The organism is Mucilaginibacter sp. (assembly GCF_039207105.1).
In the GTDB taxonomy this organism is placed as follows: domain Bacteria; phylum Bacteroidota; class Bacteroidia; order Sphingobacteriales; family Sphingobacteriaceae; genus Mucilaginibacter.
On the sequence record NZ_JBCECK010000008.1, the window covers coordinates 1 to 19,166 of the forward strand.

Annotated in this window: 15 protein-coding genes; 6 read left to right on the forward strand and 9 right to left on the reverse strand. The window is 44.6% G+C overall.

The window, feature by feature from the left end; all coding sequences use genetic code 11:
• From AAGC65_RS02870 to AAGC65_RS02880, 3 genes are all read right to left on the reverse strand, one after another.
• Positions 1 to 818: N-acetylmuramoyl-L-alanine amidase (locus tag AAGC65_RS02870; protein ID WP_343110897.1), on the reverse strand; the 818-nt coding region annotated here is incomplete at its 3' end.
• 14 nt (positions 819 to 832) lie between these two features.
• Positions 833 to 1,279, reverse strand: a complete 447-nt coding sequence (locus tag AAGC65_RS02875) for a transcriptional repressor (protein ID WP_343110898.1) — start codon at positions 1,277 to 1,279, stop codon at positions 833 to 835.
• A gap of 92 nt (positions 1,280 to 1,371) precedes the next feature.
• Positions 1,372 to 1,791, reverse strand: coding sequence for a MerC domain-containing protein (locus AAGC65_RS02880; protein ID WP_343110899.1), 420 nt, complete (start codon positions 1,789 to 1,791; stop codon positions 1,372 to 1,374).
• Between the two features lie 138 nt (positions 1,792 to 1,929).
• On the opposite strand from AAGC65_RS02880, the gene AAGC65_RS02885 reads away from it, so the two are divergent.
• Both AAGC65_RS02885 and AAGC65_RS02890 read left to right on the forward strand, forming a co-directional pair.
• Entirely contained in the window at positions 1,930 to 2,562 is a 633-nt protein-coding gene (locus AAGC65_RS02885; protein ID WP_343110900.1) for a phosphatase PAP2-related protein, read from the forward strand.
• A 102-nt stretch (positions 2,563 to 2,664) separates the two neighbouring features.
• A complete protein-coding gene (locus tag AAGC65_RS02890; protein ID WP_343110901.1) occupies positions 2,665 to 3,870 on the forward strand; it encodes a GTP-binding protein in 1,206 nt (401 codons plus the stop codon).
• 6 nt (positions 3,871 to 3,876) lie between these two features.
• Here the strand turns inward: AAGC65_RS02890 and AAGC65_RS02895 are convergent, their stop codons facing one another.
• Entirely contained in the window at positions 3,877 to 5,373 is a 1,497-nt protein-coding gene (locus AAGC65_RS02895; protein ID WP_343110902.1) for a gluconokinase, read from the reverse strand.
• A 373-nt stretch (positions 5,374 to 5,746) separates the two neighbouring features.
• Here AAGC65_RS02895 and rhaT point away from each other — a divergent pair, with 373 nt between their 5' ends.
• The 4 genes from rhaT (at position 5,747) to AAGC65_RS02915 (ending at position 11,924) form a co-directional block, all read left to right on the forward strand.
• Positions 5,747 to 6,826, forward strand: a complete 1,080-nt coding sequence (gene rhaT / locus AAGC65_RS02900) for an L-rhamnose/proton symporter RhaT (RefSeq protein ID WP_343110903.1) — start codon at positions 5,747 to 5,749, stop codon at positions 6,824 to 6,826.
• A gap of 46 nt (positions 6,827 to 6,872) precedes the next feature.
• Positions 6,873 to 8,993: a bifunctional aldolase/short-chain dehydrogenase gene (locus AAGC65_RS02905; RefSeq protein ID WP_343110904.1), complete on the forward strand. Its 2,121-nt coding sequence runs from the start codon at positions 6,873 to 6,875 to the stop codon at positions 8,991 to 8,993.
• 264 nt (positions 8,994 to 9,257) lie between these two features.
• The gene (locus AAGC65_RS02910) at positions 9,258 to 10,532 is read left to right on the forward strand and encodes a TIM barrel protein (RefSeq protein ID WP_343110905.1); all 1,275 of its coding nucleotides are present in this window, start codon (positions 9,258 to 9,260) and stop codon (positions 10,530 to 10,532) included.
• A 3-nt stretch (positions 10,533 to 10,535) separates the two neighbouring features.
• On the forward strand, positions 10,536 to 11,924 hold the full coding sequence (locus tag AAGC65_RS02915; protein ID WP_343110906.1) for an FGGY family carbohydrate kinase: 1,389 nt from the start codon (positions 10,536 to 10,538) through the stop codon (positions 11,922 to 11,924).
• A 149-nt stretch (positions 11,925 to 12,073) separates the two neighbouring features.
• Here AAGC65_RS02915 and AAGC65_RS02920 read toward each other — a convergent pair whose 3' ends face one another.
• The 5 genes from AAGC65_RS02920 to rpiA all read right to left on the reverse strand — a co-directional run bounded on the left by AAGC65_RS02920 (position 12,074) and on the right by rpiA (position 19,138).
• Positions 12,074 to 12,922, reverse strand: a complete 849-nt coding sequence (locus AAGC65_RS02920) for an alpha/beta hydrolase (RefSeq protein WP_343110907.1) — start codon at positions 12,920 to 12,922, stop codon at positions 12,074 to 12,076.
• A gap of 104 nt (positions 12,923 to 13,026) precedes the next feature.
• The gene (locus AAGC65_RS02925) at positions 13,027 to 13,878 is read right to left on the reverse strand and encodes a ThuA domain-containing protein (protein WP_343110908.1); all 852 of its coding nucleotides are present in this window, start codon (positions 13,876 to 13,878) and stop codon (positions 13,027 to 13,029) included.
• Positions 13,879 to 13,946: 68 nt separating this feature from the next.
• On the reverse strand, positions 13,947 to 16,907 hold the full coding sequence (locus AAGC65_RS02930) for a DNA polymerase III subunit alpha (RefSeq protein ID WP_343110909.1): 2,961 nt from the start codon (positions 16,905 to 16,907) through the stop codon (positions 13,947 to 13,949).
• Positions 16,891 to 18,087, reverse strand: coding sequence for a DNA polymerase IV (gene dinB, locus AAGC65_RS02935; RefSeq protein WP_343110910.1), 1,197 nt, complete (start codon positions 18,085 to 18,087; stop codon positions 16,891 to 16,893). The genes AAGC65_RS02930 and dinB overlap by 17 nt, the downstream gene beginning before the upstream one ends.
• A 352-nt stretch (positions 18,088 to 18,439) precedes the next feature.
• A complete protein-coding gene (gene rpiA, locus AAGC65_RS02940; protein WP_343110911.1) occupies positions 18,440 to 19,138 on the reverse strand; it encodes a ribose 5-phosphate isomerase A in 699 nt (232 codons plus the stop codon).
• Positions 19,139 to 19,166: the final 28 nt, after the last annotated feature.

Consider the following 19,166-nt stretch of genomic DNA (forward strand, 5'->3'; position numbering starts at 1 on the left):
TACAACGCCCCTATAGCCTTACGATAATTATTGATAGCCCGGATAATAGACTGCACAATTTCGTTTTGCCCATCGGGCGAGTTCAGGTAATCTTCCTCTTCGGGGTTGTTGATAAATCCAGTTTCGATAAGCACTGCCGGCATGGCGCTGTGAGCAAGTACCAATACGCCTTGTTCTTTTACTCCGGCGCTTTCGCGGCCATTGGTATCTTCAAACTCGGTGTTCAGCAAGTCACCAAAAAGGATACTTTGTTTGCGGTATTTTTGTATGTAAGCGTTCAGGATGATGAGGTTTGATGGGTCGCTCTCATCATAGCTCTCATAGTTTTGCTTGTAATCCTTCTCAATAAATATAGATGAGTTTTCGCGCACGGCCTCTTCCTGCTCTTTGAGCCTGTGGAAACCGTAAACCAGCAATAACACCCCTTTACGTTTATGCGCTATGGCCGCGTTACCCTCTGGTGATGAGTTACAGTGAATGGAAATAAACAAGTTGCTATGATTCTGATTGGCAATGGCCGACCGCTGGTTCAATGGGATAAAAGTATCATCGGTGCGGGTCATGATGGTTTGAACATTCGTGATCTGCGAATCAATAGCCGCTTTAAGTTTTTTGGCGATGGCAAGCGTTACATTCTTTTCTACTGAGTATGATCCACGGGCACCGGGATCTTTACCGCCGTGCCCGGCATCAATAGTGATACTTTTAAATTTAAAAGTAGATGTGGTTGGAATGGTATCTCTACTCTGAGTGAACGAACAAAGGCTAAACAATAAAAACAGCAGTCCGCAATTAAAAACGGTTTTTAAAAGAAACATAGAATTGGAAGGGATCATTTTTGGGCTGTCTTTTTGCTGCATTTAGGGCACAAGCCAGTAGCATATAGGGTAAAGCCTGTAGGCTCAAAACCGGCAGGCAGGTTTATGGCGGGCAGGTGCTGATCATCTAAACAATACACATTTTTGCAATTGGTACAGTTAAAATGCAGATGCTCGTCGTGATGATGTCCCTCGTCGCAATCAGATGAGCACAGGGCATAATTGGCCGTGCCGTTTAAGTCAAATACTTTATGAATGATGCCTTTTTCTTCAAAGGCGTTCAGGATACGGTACAGGGTAACGCGGTCAATATCGTTCATTACGCTTTCCAGGTCGGGCTGTGATGTGGCCGTACTTCTGGACGACATCATGGATAAAACCCTTAACCGTGGGGCAGTCTTTTTTAAATGATGCTTGTTCAGCAAATCTTCAAAATGAAAATTATTGCGGGTTTGTGCCATTTAATAATGTAATACGATAATAATACATGCAAATTTAACAAGAAATAACCATTGGTTTTAAATAAGCTATGTAATTATACTTTTAGATTAGTTTACTCAGCAACCTCTTTTAGCTGATGCTTATGGCCATTATGCTTACAAGCTCCTGAATATTTGTAATTTACAAAATGAGCGGCAGCAATAAACAAGCCGCCTACTGGTGCAACAACAGCCTCGGCCCAGCCATTTGCAAATGCATGGCCCAGCATAATAGTTGTAAATCCGGTTACCAGGAATGTTAAGGGCAGCAATTGCCGGTGTATGCGCAGGTATGATAAACCTATAGAGTATACACCAATGATCAAAGCAAGAACTATCATGCCCCATTCTACCCAAACATTGGCCAAAAAGCCCAAACCAAGCAGCGGTAAGCTGGTAAATAATACAGGTACCAACGCGCAATGTACAGCACATAAGGTTGACGCTGTGATACCCACATGATCAAGCCGCGACGAAGTTTTTTCCAGATCCATGCACAAAGGTAAAACAAAATGCAACACAATTGCATCAAAGTAATTTCCTATTTTTGTCACATTTTATTTTAACTATGTGGTAACAACTGATTAATATTAACATCAATAATTATTACAACTCATTACGCATCATAAACTGTGACTAACACCGCTCTATACAGATTAAAACAAAACTGGATAAGTGCCTATGACACCAGCTTAAAGCGTGTTAAACTGCTCATCGGCACTATTCTGATTGTAGCCATCATCAATATTATGCCCGGCTTTTTCAGGGGTATTGAAAACAGGAACGGCGTGGTTTTAAATGATTGGCTGTTAGCGCATCTTCCCGCTTATGATGTATCGGTACCTATTTTTGCCATTATATGGGGTATGGGCATATTGATGATGGTGCGGGCATTTTACAAGCCATCCATTTGTACCACTTATATATGGGCGCTGATATTTGTCTGCATTGCCCGTTTTTTGTCGCTCGCGCTGGTAAAGCTTGATCCTCCTGCGGGCCTGGTGCCCCTGATTGATCCGCTTACCGGATACTTTTATGGCCATGCCGCCATTACTAAAGATCTGTTTTTTTCTGGCCATACCTCCACTATGGTGCTTATCTATCTGCACCTTGAAAAGCGGAGCGATAAGATCATCGCCTTTGTAGCCGCCCTGGTGGTTATGTTCCTATTGCTGATACAACACATTCATTATACGATGGATGTGTTGGCAGCTCCCGTTATAGTTTATTGTGCTTATCGCTTTACCCGCGCGCTTAACCTGTAATTAAGCAGGTTAGCGTAAATAAATTCACCTTGTTTATTTTTTAAATGCAACATTATTGCATTTAAAAACACAATCCATTATGTTTGCCCAAAACAAATACACATGGAAAAGAAATTACCGGTAACTGTGCTGAGCGGTTTTTTGGGCAGTGGCAAAACAACTTTATTAAATCATATACTCCACAACAAACAGAACCTTAAGGTGGCCGTTATTGTGAACGACATGAGCGAGGTAAATATTGATGCCCAATTGGTGGCCAATCAAAAGACCCTATCGCGTACCGAAGAAAGACTGGTGGAAATGAGCAACGGCTGCATTTGCTGTACCCTGCGCGAAGACCTGATGATCGAGGTTGAAAAACTGGCCAGAGAAGGACGGTTTGATTATTTGCTCATTGAAAGCACCGGCATATCTGAACCCGTACCCATTGCACAAACATTTAACTTTGCTGATGAAGAGGCGGGTATTGATCTGAGTCGTTTCTCGGTGCTGGATACGATGGTTACTGTGGTTGACTGCTTTAACTTTTATAAAGACTTCGGCAGCTCGGATTTACTGTTGAACCGTGACCTGGTTAATGACCCTAACGATCAGCGGACTATTGTAAACCTACTTACCGACCAGATAGAATTTGCCGATGTGATACTGCTGAACAAAACCGATCTGGCATCACCCCAACACCTGAAAGTGCTCGAAGCGGTGATCAGCAAGCTAAATCCGGGAGCCAAAATAATTCACACTCAATTTGGAAAAGTTGACCCGGCCGAGATATTAAACACCGGTCTGTTTAATTTTGACAAGGCCTCTCAATCTGCCGGGTGGATCAGGGAATTGAACGGTGAGCATACACCCGAAACCGAAGAATACGGTATCAGCTCAACGGTGTTCAGGGCCAAAAAGCCTTTTCACCCCGAAAGATTTTATCATTATCTGCACCATGATTTTCCGCAAAACATTATCCGCTCCAAAGGGCTGTTTTGGATAGCCTCGTCGCCTGATGATGCGCTAAATTTTTCGCAGGCGGGTGGTTCATCGCGTCTGGAAAATGCCGGTGTTTGGTGGGCCAGCATGCCTTATCAGCAACGCATCAGGTACAATGATTTTATAGAGAACCGCGAACTCATCGAAAAAAACTGGTCGAAAGATTTTGGCGACCGCCACAATGAACTGGTGTTTATAGGCGAGCATCTGGATAAGGACGCGTTGGCGCAGGAACTCAACAACTGCCTCATAACCGATGCCGAGCTGATTGATTTTCTGGGCGGTAAAGCATTTACCAACCCTTTTGATATTAACTCATCAATTTAATACTACCTAAATATCATGCTCGTTGAGTATGTGCATAGAATCTTTCAGGTCGCGGTACAGTTTTTTAAACATCAGGAATAATTTACTGTACCGCTCATGATTTTCATTATTGGGCTCAATAACTTTTTCACCACTCACGCGGGTTAGTTCCGTATAACTTTCAGGATGCAGCGCCTGCATAGCCAGGTAAATAGCACCCAATGCCGATGCATCCTCAGGTTGTAGCACTACCAGTTTTTTACCGGTAATATCGGCCAGAATTTGTGTCCAGGTAGCTGAACTTACAAAGCCGCCGCTAATGTTCACCTGGGTAATACCTGTCGAGGCATCCTGAACGGTTTTCAGCACATCGTACAGAGCAAAACAAACCCCTTCCAGCGAGGCTCTTAAAAAATGAGCACGGGTATGAGCAGGTTTAATGTTCAGATAAGCACCGCTGCTTTTAGTATCCCAAAGCGGCGCCCGTTCTCCGTATAAATAAGGCAAAAACAGCAAGCCGTTGCTTCCGGCTGATACGGTTTCAATGGCCGCAAACAGTTCATCATAATCAGCAGTGGTAAGCTTTTCTTTTTGCAGAAAATTTTGAAGCAGCCAGTTAATGGCTATGCCGCCGTTATTCACCGCACCGCCGCATACAAAGGTATTTTGGTTAAGCAGGTAATTAAAGGTCATCCCTTCAAAATTATATACCGGCTTGGGGCTGGTGATGCGTACAGCCCCGCTGGTACCAATGGTAAGGGCGGCAATGCCCGGCCCTGTGGTATGACTGCCTAAATTGGCGCAGCAACCATCGCTGGCGCCGATAACAAAACCGGTTCTTGAAGGAATGTTGAGCAAAGCGGCAGTGCCTGCACTCAGATCATCGCGATAATAAGTAGTATTTTCGGGCTTTGATAGTTTATCAGCTGCTAAACCAGCCAATGCACAGGCCTCCGAACTCCATTCCAGTTTTAAAATATCAAACAAACCTGTTGCGGAGGCAATGGAATAATCTATCTGGAAACTATTGAACAGCCTGAACCAGATAAACTCTTTCACAGATATAAATTTATGTGCTTGGGCAAACAGTTCAGACTTATTGGTTCGCAGCCAGATGAGCTTGCATAATGGCGACATGGCATGTATTGGCGTACCGGTAATGCGATAAATTTCCTCGCCCTCTGCCGAATCGCGCAGGCCCTGCGCAATGTTCTCGCTCCGCGCATCGGCCCAGGTTATCATGGGCGATAGTGGCATCCCCAATTCATCAACCGGGATAATACTGTGCATGGCACTGCTCAGGCTTACAGCCTCCGGCGCATAACCTACCTTCACCGTAATTTCCTGCAGGCATTTTACAAAAGCATCCCAGATCAGCAGTGGGTCCTGCTCACTATAGCCGGGCTCGGGGCTGTTAATAGGGTAATGATTTTGCACTACGCCTAACGCGTTGCCGGTTAAACTGATAGCTACGGCCTTGGTGCTCCCGGTACCTATATCAATGCCTAATATATATGGTTGCATGCTGGTATATAATATGGCTCCAAAATAAAGATTTAATTTGACAAGCGCAGCGTTTACTCACCCCGACATCGCTGCGCTTGTCGACCCTCTCTTCAGCTTCGCTGAAAGGAGGGTGTGGGAATTTTTTTTCTTAAACATTTTTCCTGCCCTCTTTCCGCCACGGGCGAAGCGAGGGCGGTCCAGCGAAGCGTAGACCGGGTGAGTCAGTTCTATACCAAATAAATTCTAAGATTATTTTTTTTAAAAGCCCTCTCCTTTGGAGGGGTTGGGTGAGGCTTAAAACGCGGTGGATCCCCTCATTTCATGACAGTCCATGACAGTTCCGGTATTTTAATTCTATAGATTAGCTTCACCAATTTAAACCAATTAACCTATGCAGATAATTTTTGGAGTACTCTTCCATTTCATTGGCGGTTTTGCCTCGGGGAGTTTTTACATTCCCTATAAAAAAATTAGAGGCTGGGCCTGGGAGAGTTACTGGATTGTTGGCGGCATTTTTTCATGGTTCATTGTACCGCCGCTTGCAGCATGGTTAACTATCCCCGGCTTTGCCGATATTATTGCTCATACAGATACCGCCACCCTCGGCTGGACTTACCTCATGGGTTTGCTCTGGGGCATAGGAGGACTTACTTATGGCTTGGGCGTAAGATATTTAGGTGTATCCTTAGGTAGTACTATTATATTGGGTTTATGCTCAGTTTTTGGCGCACTCATCCCATCGGTTTATTATGATATTGTGCCTACTGAGGGAAAAGATACCATCAGCATTATGCTCCATAATCAATGGGGTCAATATGTATTATTAGGGGTACTACTTTGCGTGGCCGGTATAGTAATTTGCGGCAAGGCTGGTATGATGAAAGAGAAAGAACTTTCGGCAGATAAAGCCATAGCCCAGGAAAATAAGGATTATAAATTTGGCTTAGGCATCCTGGTAGCTGTAGTGTCGGGTATATTAAGCGCTTGTTTCAACTTTGGTATCGAGGCCGGTAAATCGATGGCCGATACCGCTAACCATATCTGGCAGGCCAGTCATCCGGGGCAGGGCAATTTCCTGTTCTCAAACAATGTAACTTATATTATTATTCTTTGGGGCGGCTTAACCACCAACTTTATATGGTGTATGATATTAAATGCCAGCAACAAAACCTTTGGCGATTATACCAATAAACAAACACCCTTGCTCAAGAACTACCTTTTTGCGGCACTGGCCGGTACTACCTGGTTTTTGCAGTTCTTTTTTTACGGCATGGGCGAAAGCAAAATGGGTAACGGCGCAAGCTCCTGGATACTGCACATGGCCTTTATTATACTCATAGCCAACATTTGGGGGTTAGTATTAAAGGAATGGAAAGGTGTTAGCAAAAAAGCCTTTGCCACCGTAATAGCCGGTATTGCGGTAATTATACTTTCGGTACTGGTAGTAGGTTACGGAAATTCATTAAAGTAAAAATCATCAATATTCAATAACTCAAAAATTCAACAATTAAAAATATATGACTGTTAAAACAACATCATTTAAGCATGTAAGCTACCTGTGGGACGATGCTAAAGCAGCCGAACTTGCAGGCGACGAAGTAGCCCTGTTAATATACCGCTCAAACCTGTTAGGTGCCGATTTAAGGCTCACCAACTATGGCGGGGGTAATACATCATGTAAGGTAACATCCAAAGACCCGCTTACCGGCAGCGAGGTTGAGGTAATGTGGATCAAAGGCTCAGGCGGTGATATTGGTACGCTTAAAAAAAGCGGACTGGCAGCCCTGTATGTTGACAGGCTGCGCAGTTTAAAAAACGTGTACCGTGGTGTAGAACATGAGGATGAGATGGTTGAACTGTTTAACCATTGCATTTATGATCTGGCTTCTAAAGCGCCGTCAATAGATACTCCATTACATGGTTTTCTACCATTTAAACACATTGATCACCTGCATCCTGATGCTGCCATTGCTATTGCTGCCGCTAAGGATGGTAAAAAAATCACCCAGGAACTGTTTAACGGTACTATAGGCTGGGTTGAATGGAAAAAACCAGGCTTTGAACTGGGCCTGCAGTTAAAACAATGCCTTGACGAAAACCCGGGCATCCGTGGTATCATGTTAGGCTCGCATGGTTTATTTACCTGGGGCGATACTGCTTACGAAAGCTATATGAACACGCTGGAAGTTATTGAACGCTGCGCCGAATACCTGGAAGAGAACTACGGCCAAAAAGGTCCGGTTTTTGGCGGCCAGAAAGTACAAAGCTTGGACGAGGCCGGTCGTAAAAAACAGGCTGCTGCTATTGCTCCTGTACTGCGCGGTTTTTGCTCAAGCGAAAGGCACATGGTTGGTCATTTTACTGATGATGCCCGTGTGCTGGAGTTTATCAACTCTAATGATCTTGACCGTTTGGCTCCTCTGGGAACCAGCTGCCCCGATCACTTTTTGCGCACCAAGATCAGTCCGCTGGTACTTGACCTGCAACCAGGCGAAGATTTGAGCGATGTTAAAGCTCTGCAAGAGCGTCTTGCCCCTGCTTTCGCAGCTTACCGCCAAATGTATACCGATTACTATAACACCTGTAAACACGCTAACAGCCCTGCTATACGCGATACCAACCCGGTGATTATTTTGTATCCGGGTGTAGGCTTATTTTCTTTTTCAAAAGATAAACAAACAGCACGCGTTGCAGCCGAGTTTTATACCAACGCTATCAATGTAATGAAAGGCTCAGAAGCTATATCTGAATACACCTCGTTACCACGCCAGGAAGCTTTTGATATTGAGTACTGGTTATTGGAAGAGGCCAAATTGCAGCGTATGCCAAAACCGAAAGCTTTGTCTGGTAAGATCGCCTTAATCACCGGCAGCGCGGGTGGTATAGGTAAAGCTATCGCCAAAAAATTTGTTGACGAAGGCGCGGTAGTGATCCTGAATGATATGAATGCCGAACGCCTGGAAAGCGCAGGCGAAGAATTTAAAGCTCAATACGGCAAAGATGCCTACACTACTGCTGTACTTGACGTTACTAATTGCGAGCAAATTAACAGCGCGTTGGAAATAGCTGCTTTAGCATTTGGCGGCGTTGATATTGTAATTAACAACGCGGGCTTATCTATATCTAAATCAATTGCAGACCATACCGAAAAAGACTGGGACCTGTTATATGATGTATTAGTTAAGGGCCAGTTCTTTATTACCCAGGCTGCTGTTGCCGTAATGAAAAAACAAGCTATCGGCGGCGATGTTATCAATATAGTAAGCAAGAACGCCTTAGTGAGCGGGCCGAACAACGCGGGCTACGGATCGGCAAAAGCTGCACAGCTGCACCTGAGCCGCCTGAACGCTGCCGAGTTAGGTGCCGATCATATCCGTGTAAACGTGGTAAACCCTGATGCCGTGATCAGCGATAGCAATATTTGGGCCGGCGGATGGGCCGAAGGCCGTGCTAAAGCTTATGGTATCACTGTTGAGGAATTACCTGCGTATTATGCCAAACGTACTTTATTGAACGAGATCATTTTACCTGTTGATATCGCTAACGCCTGCTTCGCCCTTACCGGCGGCCTGCTCAACAAATCAACCGGCAACGTGTTGAATGTTGATGGCGGTGTGGCAATGGCATTTGTGAGATAGGACTATAGGACTACGGGATTTTTGGACAAAAGATTTGAGGACAAAGGACCCTACATGTCATTGCGAGCGAAGCGCGGCAATCGCGAACTATGCAGGGCTAAGCTGCAAAGTTCGCGATTGCTTCGTCGTTCCTCCTCGCAATGACAAATAAGAAATTTCAGACTTACGAAGTTTTAAAAACTTCGTAAGTCTTGTTGAAACCATGTCATTGCGAGCGAAGCGTGGCAAATTTTGAACTATATTAACCATATAAAGCAATAAACCATGCAATTAGAGAAGAGCATTATTGATGAGGCTAACCATAAAATCCAAACCGCGCACCAGCGCAAGTTTGATTTTATTGCTGCCGATATAAAAGGTTTGGATACGCTTATCCAAAAGATATCAGCTTTTAATATAGCTATACCCAGCTGGGCTTTAGGCACTGGTGGCACACGCTTCGGCCGTTTTAGCGGCGGCGGCGAACCACGTAGCCTTGAAGAAAAAATTGAGGATGTAGGTTTGATCCACGCCTTAAACAGGAGCAGTAATTCTATTTCATTGCACATCCCCTGGGATATCCCGGAGAACGCCTCGAGCATTAAAGCTTTGGCTGCACAGTATGGCCTGCACTTTGATGCTGTTAACTCTAACACCTTTCAGGATCAGCCCGGCCAGCAGCACAGCTATAAGCATGGCTCATTACACCATGTAGATAAGGCTGTTCGCAGACAGGCTGTGGAGCACAACATTGAGGTAATTAACTACGGTGTGGAACTCAATTCAAAAGCTTTGTCGGTTTGGCTTTCCGATGGGTCAAACTTCCCTGGCCAGCTTAACATGCGCGGAGCATTTGAGCGTACATTGGAGAGCTTACAGGAAATTTATGATGCCCTGCCTGCCGACTGGAAGGTTTGGATAGAATACAAACCTTACGAGCCTAACTTTTATTCAACCACCATTGGCGATTGGGGCCAGTCATACTTGTTGGCATCTAAATTAGGTAACAAGGCACAAACACTGGTTGATCTGGGCCACCACTTACAGGGTGCCAACATCGAACAAATTGTTTCCTTATTATTAATGGAAGGCAAACTGGCCGGTTTCCACTTTAATGATTCAAAATATGGTGATGACGACCTTACCGTTGGTAGCATTAACCCATATCAACTGTTCCTGATATTTAACGAACTGGTTGAAGGTATGGATGCCCGCGGACTTAACCATGCTACCGGCATAGGCTGGATGATTGATGCATCGCACAATATTAAAGATCCTGTTGAAGACTTGATACAATCTGTAGAGGCTATTAAAATTGCGTACGCGCAGGCTTTATTGGTTGATCAGCCTGCTTTAGTACAGGCACAGCAAAACAATGATGTGGTACTGGCACAGGAAATTTTACAGCAAGCCTACCGCACCGATGTTCGCCCTTTATTGGCCGAGGCCCGTTTAAGAAACGGCGGCGCGTTAGACCCATTGGCCGTATACAGGCAACAAGCCATACGCCAACAATTGATTGATGAACGTGGAGCGCTGGCAGTATCAACCGGCTTATAAACTATGGAGCAAATACCTGTTATAGCTATTTTTGATGTGGGTAAAACCAATAAGAAGCTGTTTCTTTTTGACGAGAACTACAAAATAGTTTTTGAACGCACAGCACGCTTTACGGAAACCCACGACGAGGATGGCGACCCTTGCGAAAACCTCGACAGCCTGAGGCTATCGGTATTTGATTCGCTGAGGGAAATATTCAAACATAAAGAGTTTGACCTAAAAGCGGTTAACTTTTCAACCTATGGAGCCAGCTTTGTCTATGTTGATGAAGATGGCAGGCCATTAACTCCTTTGTATAATTACCTTAAACCATATCCGCCCGAGTTAGGCAGGCAGTTTTATGAAAACTATGGCGACGAAGCCCGGTTTGCTCATGAAACCGCCTCGCCCGCTTTGGGTAACCTTAACTCAGGACTTCAGCTTTACCGGCTTAAACATCAGCAGTCTAAGGTGTTCAAAAAAATAAAATACGCGCTGCATTTACCGCAGTACATGAGCTACTTACTGAGCGGCCAAATGGTAACCGATCTAACCAGCATTGGTTGCCACACCGCCCTGTGGAATTTTAATAGCAACAAATACCATGACTGGGTAAGCCGCGAAGGTATACTGCCCAAAATGGCTCCGCTTAAACCTGCGGATAGTGTGTTGCCATCGGTATTTCCGGGGAGCACTTATAGTGTGGGTATTGGTCTGCATGATAGTTCGGCAGCACTTATACCCTATCTGGTGAGTTTCCATATGCCTTTTGTGCTGATATCAACAGGTACATGGTCTATCAGCTTGAACCCTTTTAACCAGAACCCGCTTACCGAGGAAGAATTAAAGAACGATTGTCTTAATTATTTACAGTATAAAGGCAATACGGTGAAGGCATCGCGGTTGTTTACCGGGTATGAGTATGAACAGCAGATCAAACGTATTGGCGCTCATTTTAACCAGGATCCGATCAAGTACCGATCCATTAATTTTGACCCGGTTATAGCTTCCCGCTTACAAGCGCAAACCACCTTGCAGCCCAAGCAACAGGAAGGATCTTTACAACAATCTGTTTTTGAACAACGCAACCTGGCCGATTTTGCTACTGATACCGAAGCCTATCACCAACTGATGATAGATATTGTTCAGCAACAGGTAATATCAACCGGGTATGTACTGCGGGGCTGTAAAATACAGCGCATTTTTGTTGATGGTGGCTTTAGTAAAAATACGGTATTTATGCACCTGTTGGCTTTCGCGTTCCCTTATCTGGAAGTTTACGCGGCATCAATGGCACAGGCTACAGCCGTAGGTACTGCCCTTGCCATACACCAGGCCTGGAATACCAAAGCTTTACCTCATGATCTTATTGAACTTAAGTATTATTCAGGGGTACAGAATGAGGTAATGTGAAGAAATAAAGAATTATATTGCGAATTTAAACCCCATCGGGGGAACCTGTTTATAGCAACAGGTTCCCCCGATGGGGTTTAATAGTAAATTTTTCACTACCGCAGGATTAGTGCAGCGTATCTCGTAGCAGCACGGTTCCAAGCTTTATTTTACAGCCTTACCAACCCCACCACCTGTTCAATAAGCTCTGCATCTTTAATAATACGCTCGTGACCTACACCTTCATATTCCCGTGTTTGGATGCCGGGTTGGGAAACTAAAAACTCCTGCAGGTAAGTATAAGGCGCTATTTTATCCTCACGGTCATAGGCCAGCCAGTGCTCGATATTATTATCAGCAGCATACAATCCGTTAAGATTAAACATGGATGCCTGAAGTTCAAATAATGATTCAAAGTTTTCGAAAAAAGTATCCTGTGCTGCCTGCGAAGCTTCGGCAGAAGTCATGGTAGCTATAAAATTTTCCTTTAACCTTATCAACGGCGCTATGCTTATTTGCAATAAAGGCTTTGATTCTGTTTGTTTAAGGGCCATAACATTGGCCATCGCCCCCAGCGAATGACCAATTAATACATCGGGTACGCCATAAGTATTCATGACAGCTTCCGCAGCTTTGGTAAAAAGCAGCAGGTTTGACAATTCACCCTCTGAGCTGCCATTTCCCGGGGCATCAAAAGCTATGACCTGTGTATCATCAATGGATCGCAATGCCGAGATCATATCAGAAAAATCAGCGGCTTTAGAGCCCCAACCGTGAGTGATCATCACTTTACGTTTTCCCTCGCCCCAAATAAAACCATTGAATTTTAACACCGAGTGGCTAAAATGCGGATCTTCAACGTCCAGCGTAAACGGCCTGGCTTCATCCAGCAATTGTTGCTGTTGCAGCCTCAATGGAAACTTTGGTGAGTAGCAAATGAGCTGCCAAAGCAGATCGGTTATATCCTGGTCGCTGGCAGATTCCTTTACCTGGTTAAACAATTCTTTTAATTTTTTCATAGATGAGCGGTAATTGCCAAAGGTAAAACCCCTGGTAATGCCTATCCTTGAGGGAATGTAAATTTTGAAAAAATGAACGCTTAAAGAAAATAGTCTCCGAAAACTTATTCCTTACCTGTTCCGAGCCATAGCAGCGTGTTCATGATTAGTTTATCCTGAATTTCGTTATCAAATGTTTGCGATAGCTCTTTATTGGTTCCACCATCATAATCCATGTCGTTATGCCCCATGTTAAAGTAAACCATGTGGTATTTTTTGTTTGTCCATACTACCGGGTAGTAGCCGCTATGCCAGATCTCGCTCTGCTTAGGGCCAGTACCCAACGGAAAACTGGTTGAATCTATCGACAGCAATATTTTAATATCCGGGTTGGTACGCAAATCGCGTTCCCAACGGTACCATTCATTTGGCGATGCCTTAAAAGTTACCGGCAAGCCTTTAGTTACGGGATGGCTGGCATCCTCAACCCTTAAAACTGCCGATGTAGGGTGCCATGTATTGCTTTTATATTGCCCGGCGCCCAGGAACTCATCATGATACCAATCCCAGTTTTGCGGATAAGCTGACGGCGTAAGTGCGAAGGCCGAAAAATGGAACCCCATCCATGCGCCGCCTTTTTTCATGTATTGCTCAAACGCGCTTCTTTGCGCAGGATCATCGGGGCGAGTATCTAAAAATATTACCACCTGGTATTTAGCCAAAAACTCAGGCGTCATGTTGCTCCAATTTTTGGTGGAGTCGTAAGTGAAATTATACTTTTTGGCCATCGCCGGAAACCACCTGTTGGCCTCATGCATAAAACTGATATGCGCCTTATCTTCACGGCCGGTATAAAAGGCTATCACCTTAAATTTAGGTTTAGGACTTTGTGCCTTGCCTGAATAAAAATTAAAACAAAGGGTACAAACTACAATAAACAGCGCGGCAATTTTTCGGGCACTTGTACAAATGGTCATAGTTATAGGTGTTGGTTAATGATTGGAGTTATAAAACTAACTGAAATTTTATAAAATATCACAGTCAATTACACCCATTGCAACATTTCTGCTTTGAAGCCTATTTTATGCATTTTCCATACCTCAACGGCGTATACGCCAAACTCTTCAACCACCTTACCTGTAAGGCGATAAAATCCACTGCCCTGAAAGGTATAGCGTTTCAATGATTCGGGCCAGTGAACGGTATCCAGCCAATCACCGTGTGGGTCAAGGAAAGTACCAAAATTCATGATCTCGCGCTTAACTGTGCCCGACTCCTTGATAGTTACCAGTTGACCAAGCATGGTTACTGTTTCACCCAGTTTAGCAGGCAGATCTTTTACATAGGTAAGCCCCCGCTGGTCGTCGTCAACCATCGGGAAAGTATCGGTAAGTGCGAAACCCAGTACCTCAATCTCATCAAAGGCATCCTGCAGGGGCCGGGCGCTTAGCTGCGGCAATTTAAAATCAGTCGTGGGGGTATTAAAAAGAGAAGTGATAGCAACCGGCTGCTCCTGCTGTTGTTTCTGAAAAAAGTTGGCCCTCCACAGTAGTTCTTGCTTACTTATACCGGTAAAACGCAGCGCGCCTATCCGTATCAGTATATTCAGCTGCTCCATACCGGGCTGGGTGCGTTCCATAAAATCTTCCATACTCAGGTAAGGGCCATTATGGTGGCGCTCGGTAATCATACATTCCAGCAAGGTGGCAGTCAGCCGTTCAATATGCACCAGGCCTACATACACATCGGTGCCTTTAATATTGGTATAAGTATCGCTTTGGTTTACACAAGGAGCATGCAGCTTTGCCCCTGCCTTTCTTAACTCATGAAAGTAAAACGGGGTACGGTAAAAACCGCCGAAATTATTGATAACCCCCACCATGAACTCCATCGGGAAATAGGTTTTAAGATACAAACTCTGATAACTCTCTACCGCGAAACTTGCCGAGTGTGCCTTACTGAACGAGTATCCGCTGAAACTGGCTATCTGCCGCCAGACCTCCCTGCTGATATGGTATGGATAACCCTTTTCGGCACAGTTACTGAAAAACTTACCTTCAATCCGGATCATTTCTTCGTTACCGCGGTACTTGCCCGACATGGCTCTGCGCAATATATCAGCCTCAGCCATATCCAGACCACCAAAGTGGTGCGCTATCTTGATCACATCTTCCTGATAAACCATAATACCGAAAGTCTCTTTCAGCAGCTCCTCCATTTTGGGGTGCAGGTATTGCACCTCTGTAGGATGATGATAATTGTAGATATAAGCCTTCATCATACCAGATTGCGATACCCCCGGCCTGATGATAGAACTGGCCGCTACCAAAGTTATGTATTCATCGCATTTGAGTTTCATGAGCAGCTGGCGCATGGCCGGGCTTTCTATATAAAAACAGCCTATGGTATCGGCCCGGCGTATCTGATCGGCCACTTTTGGGTCGGCCATAAAATCTTCAACTTTGGTTATATCTATATCAAAACCCTTATTTTGCTTAACCAGTTTTATGGTATCCTTAATATGACCCAGGCCACGTTGACTCAGGATATCCAGTTTAATGAGGCCAACCCGCTCGGCCTCAAACATATCTATCTGCGAGGTAGGGAAACCTTTGGGAGGCAGCTCCAGGGCGGTATACTGATGGATGGGTTCTTCAGATATCAGCATACCACCGGCATGTATGCTCAAATGGTTCGGAAAATCCTTCATCAAATTGGCATACTTCAGTATCACCTTTTGTATACTATCCTCTTTAAAAGTGGCGTTTTTGTTTTTAACCAGTAGGTCTATTTCCTCTTTGGGCAGGCCCAGTACCTTGCCCAGTTCGCGGATGGCGGCACGCTTTTGAAATGTGCTGTGCATACCCAGTAAGGCCACATGATCTTTACCGTACTTTTCAAAAATGTAGCTGATGATCTCATTCCGGTCTTTATGGCTAAAATCCATGTCAAAATCGGGGGGCGAGGTGCGGAACTTGTTCAGGAAACGTTCAAAATACAGATCAAGTTCAATAGGGTCAACATCGGTTATTTTCAGATTATACGCGATGATGGAATTGGCCCCACTTCCGCGGCCCACATAATAAAAACCTTTTTCGCGGGCAAAGTTTACTACATCCCAAACAATTAAAAAGTAGGCGTTGAATTTAAGGTCATTAACCACCTTTAATTCCTTTTGTACCCGCTCCAGAATCACCGGATCATCCGGATAACGTTCACGCATACCTTTTAAGGCCAGCTCTTCCAGTTTTAAACGATCTTCTTCTAATGAAGCGCCGCAAACCTGCTTGTTTTTATCAGAATTTGGGTCGATAACCATATCTGTACCGCAGGCCGCCATCAATTGCCGGGTACGATTAATGATCTCCGGGAATTCAACAAATTTAGCTTCGAGCACTGCTTCGGGCACAAACATTTCATCGGATGATGCCGTATCCTCAGGACTTAGTTTAGATAGCAACGTATTCAGATCGATAGCCCTCAGCAACCGGTGCAGGTTAAAATATTTTTTGCTTTGAAAGGTAACCGGCTGGCGGATCATAAATTTTTGCGGGTATTCCTTTACCGGCACATTGTACAACTTATTGATGTCGGCTATTTTCACGCCGATAAGCTCATTACTGAGTAGCTCCCGGGGATGCAACCGGCCTAAGGGATAAATGATAAAAACCTCATTACTAAATACCGGGCGTTCGGGAAATAACTTATCCTCCATTTTATGTTCGGAAATAAAGCGATTTATTTCCATGATGCCGGCGTTGTTTCGGGCTATCAGCAGGTAGCAAAAGTGACTGCCGTTCCTGATCTCGTTACCTAATATGGCGTTTATTGGCGCGCCATGCTTGGTATCACGACAGAAATGTACAAAGTCCCAGGCATCGGGCGAACCATTGATATTGGTTAGCGCCAATGCCTTCAGGCCCATAGCCTTGGCCTGCTTTACCAGTTCCTCGGTGCCATACGTGCCGTAGCGGTAACTGAAATATGTTTTACAGTTTAGATACATAGCCTTTTTTCTCGATATCATTTAACTGCAGGGCAATGGAACGGTGTACCGCGTTTTCGCCAAAGCGGCTGCGGATATGATCCATAGCCTGGTAAAGGCGAATGTTCTCTACCGTATCGCTGAACAAGTCTATCTGGTATTGCCCCTGTACCAAGTGGCTCAGCCGCACACCCAAAAGGCGTACTAATTGACGACGGTCATATATCTTTTTAAAAAGTTCTTTAGCCGTTTTTAGCAGCAAATCATCAGACGAAGTGTAGCCAATAACCGTTTGCCGTACTTCGGTATTAAAATCTGCGTAGCGCAACTTAATGGTTACGCAGCCGCATAACTTTTTTTGTTGACGGAGCTGAAAGCTCAGCTTTTCTGTCATCCGAACCAATTCACGGTGCAAAAACTGTATGTCGATGGTATCATTCTCAAATGTTTCCTCAGTACCTATACTTTTTTGCTCAGAATAGGGCACCACCGGGCTCTCATCAATACCATGCGAACGGCGGTGCATTTCGACACCCTGTTTACCAAAGCGGCTCTGCATCATAGGCAGTGGTATCTCACTTAAAATACGGATGGTGCTTACCCCCATCTGCCGCAAAAGTGATGAAGTCTTTTCGCCAACGCCCGGCAGTTTCCTCACCACCAGGGGTGCCAGATATTCGCGCTCGGTGCCAAAATCAACTACTGCCTGGCCATTGGGCTTGCTTTCATCAGTGGCGACCTTTGATAATAATTTATTGGAAGCCAGCGCATATGATATAGGCAGCCCGGTTTGTTTGGTGATACGCTGCTTTAGTTCGCTCATAAACAAACTACAGCCAAAGTACCTGTCCATACCGGTGAGGTCGGCATAAAACTCATCAATACTGGCTTTTTCATACAAAGGTACCTGCTCACGGATGATTTCGGTAACATCACGCGAAAGCTGACTGTAGCGGTCAGGGTCTCCGTTTACAATTTCGGCAGCGGGGCAAAGCCGTCGTGCTATTTTCATAGGCATGGCCGTATGTACGCCAAAAGCCCGGGTTTCATAACTACAGGAAGCCACTATGCCCCTATCGCTGAGCCCGCCAACAATTACAGGCTTGCCTGCCAGCTTGCTGTTATCCAACCGGGCCACACTCACAAAAAAGGTATCGAGGTCAAGGTGCGATATAAAACGACGGTCGGCGGGGTTTGTCATGTTGCTTGCTATAAACGATGCTAAATTACTAATATTTTTAGCAATTAACATACAAACACCAATGTATTTTTACATTAAACTACTGTTAATGAGCCAAATAAAATACCAACAAACTTTTCTGTAAAAATCTATGAATAAGAAAACAGCCGTTACATTGCTGTATACGGCTGTTTATAAGTTAATATCCCTAATATATAACTTATTTATCTTATCTCCTTCCCCCAAAGGAGATATAGCACCTTTTTATATACCCAAAAATACAAGGCCTAACTAAAAATGCCGATAGGGATATTACGGAATAACACTTCGGCATTTACGGCATTAGTATACGTAGTTTTACGTATGTACTTTTTTAACTGTTTGCGCGTTTCGGGGTGATGATCTGTATACCATTTTCGCCGGCAATTACCGCTTTGGTAGCCATTTGATAAAACAGGGAATGTTCCACTACGCCCGGGATCATTTTTATCTGCGTATTTATCTGCTGCCATTGTGGTAATGTACCAAACTGAATATCGGCAAGCAGATTACCGTTTTCAGATATCACGGCTCCGTCTTTCTGATTGCTCATTCTTAATGTGATGGTTGCATCCCGAAACGCAGACTTAATACGCTCAAGCACTATTTGCAATGCCTGAGGCAGTATCTCGATCACCAGCGGATAGGTAATATTTAACTGGGGCACCATCTTGGTTTCATCGCCCATTAAAACAAATTCGGCGGCCATTGAGGCTAATATTTTTTCGGATGTATGGATGCCACCACCACTTTTCAAAGCGGTTAATTCCTGATCAAACTGATCGCAGCCATCAAAATAAATATCAAGGTGCTTTATTATGCCCGATGACTTGACATTCAGCCCATGCTGCTGCAGGTAAGCATTTGTTTTAAATGAGGATGATACAAAAACAAGGGCCTGTGCCAGGCCCGGATCCTGCCTGATCATATCAACCAGGTGAAATACCGTAGTACCTGCCCCAAACCCTATTGTTTGATTTGCTTTGATGAATTTAAACGCAGCTTTTGCTGCCTCCAGTTTATAATCGGCCATGTGATGTTTTTTGGAGCAAGATAACTTA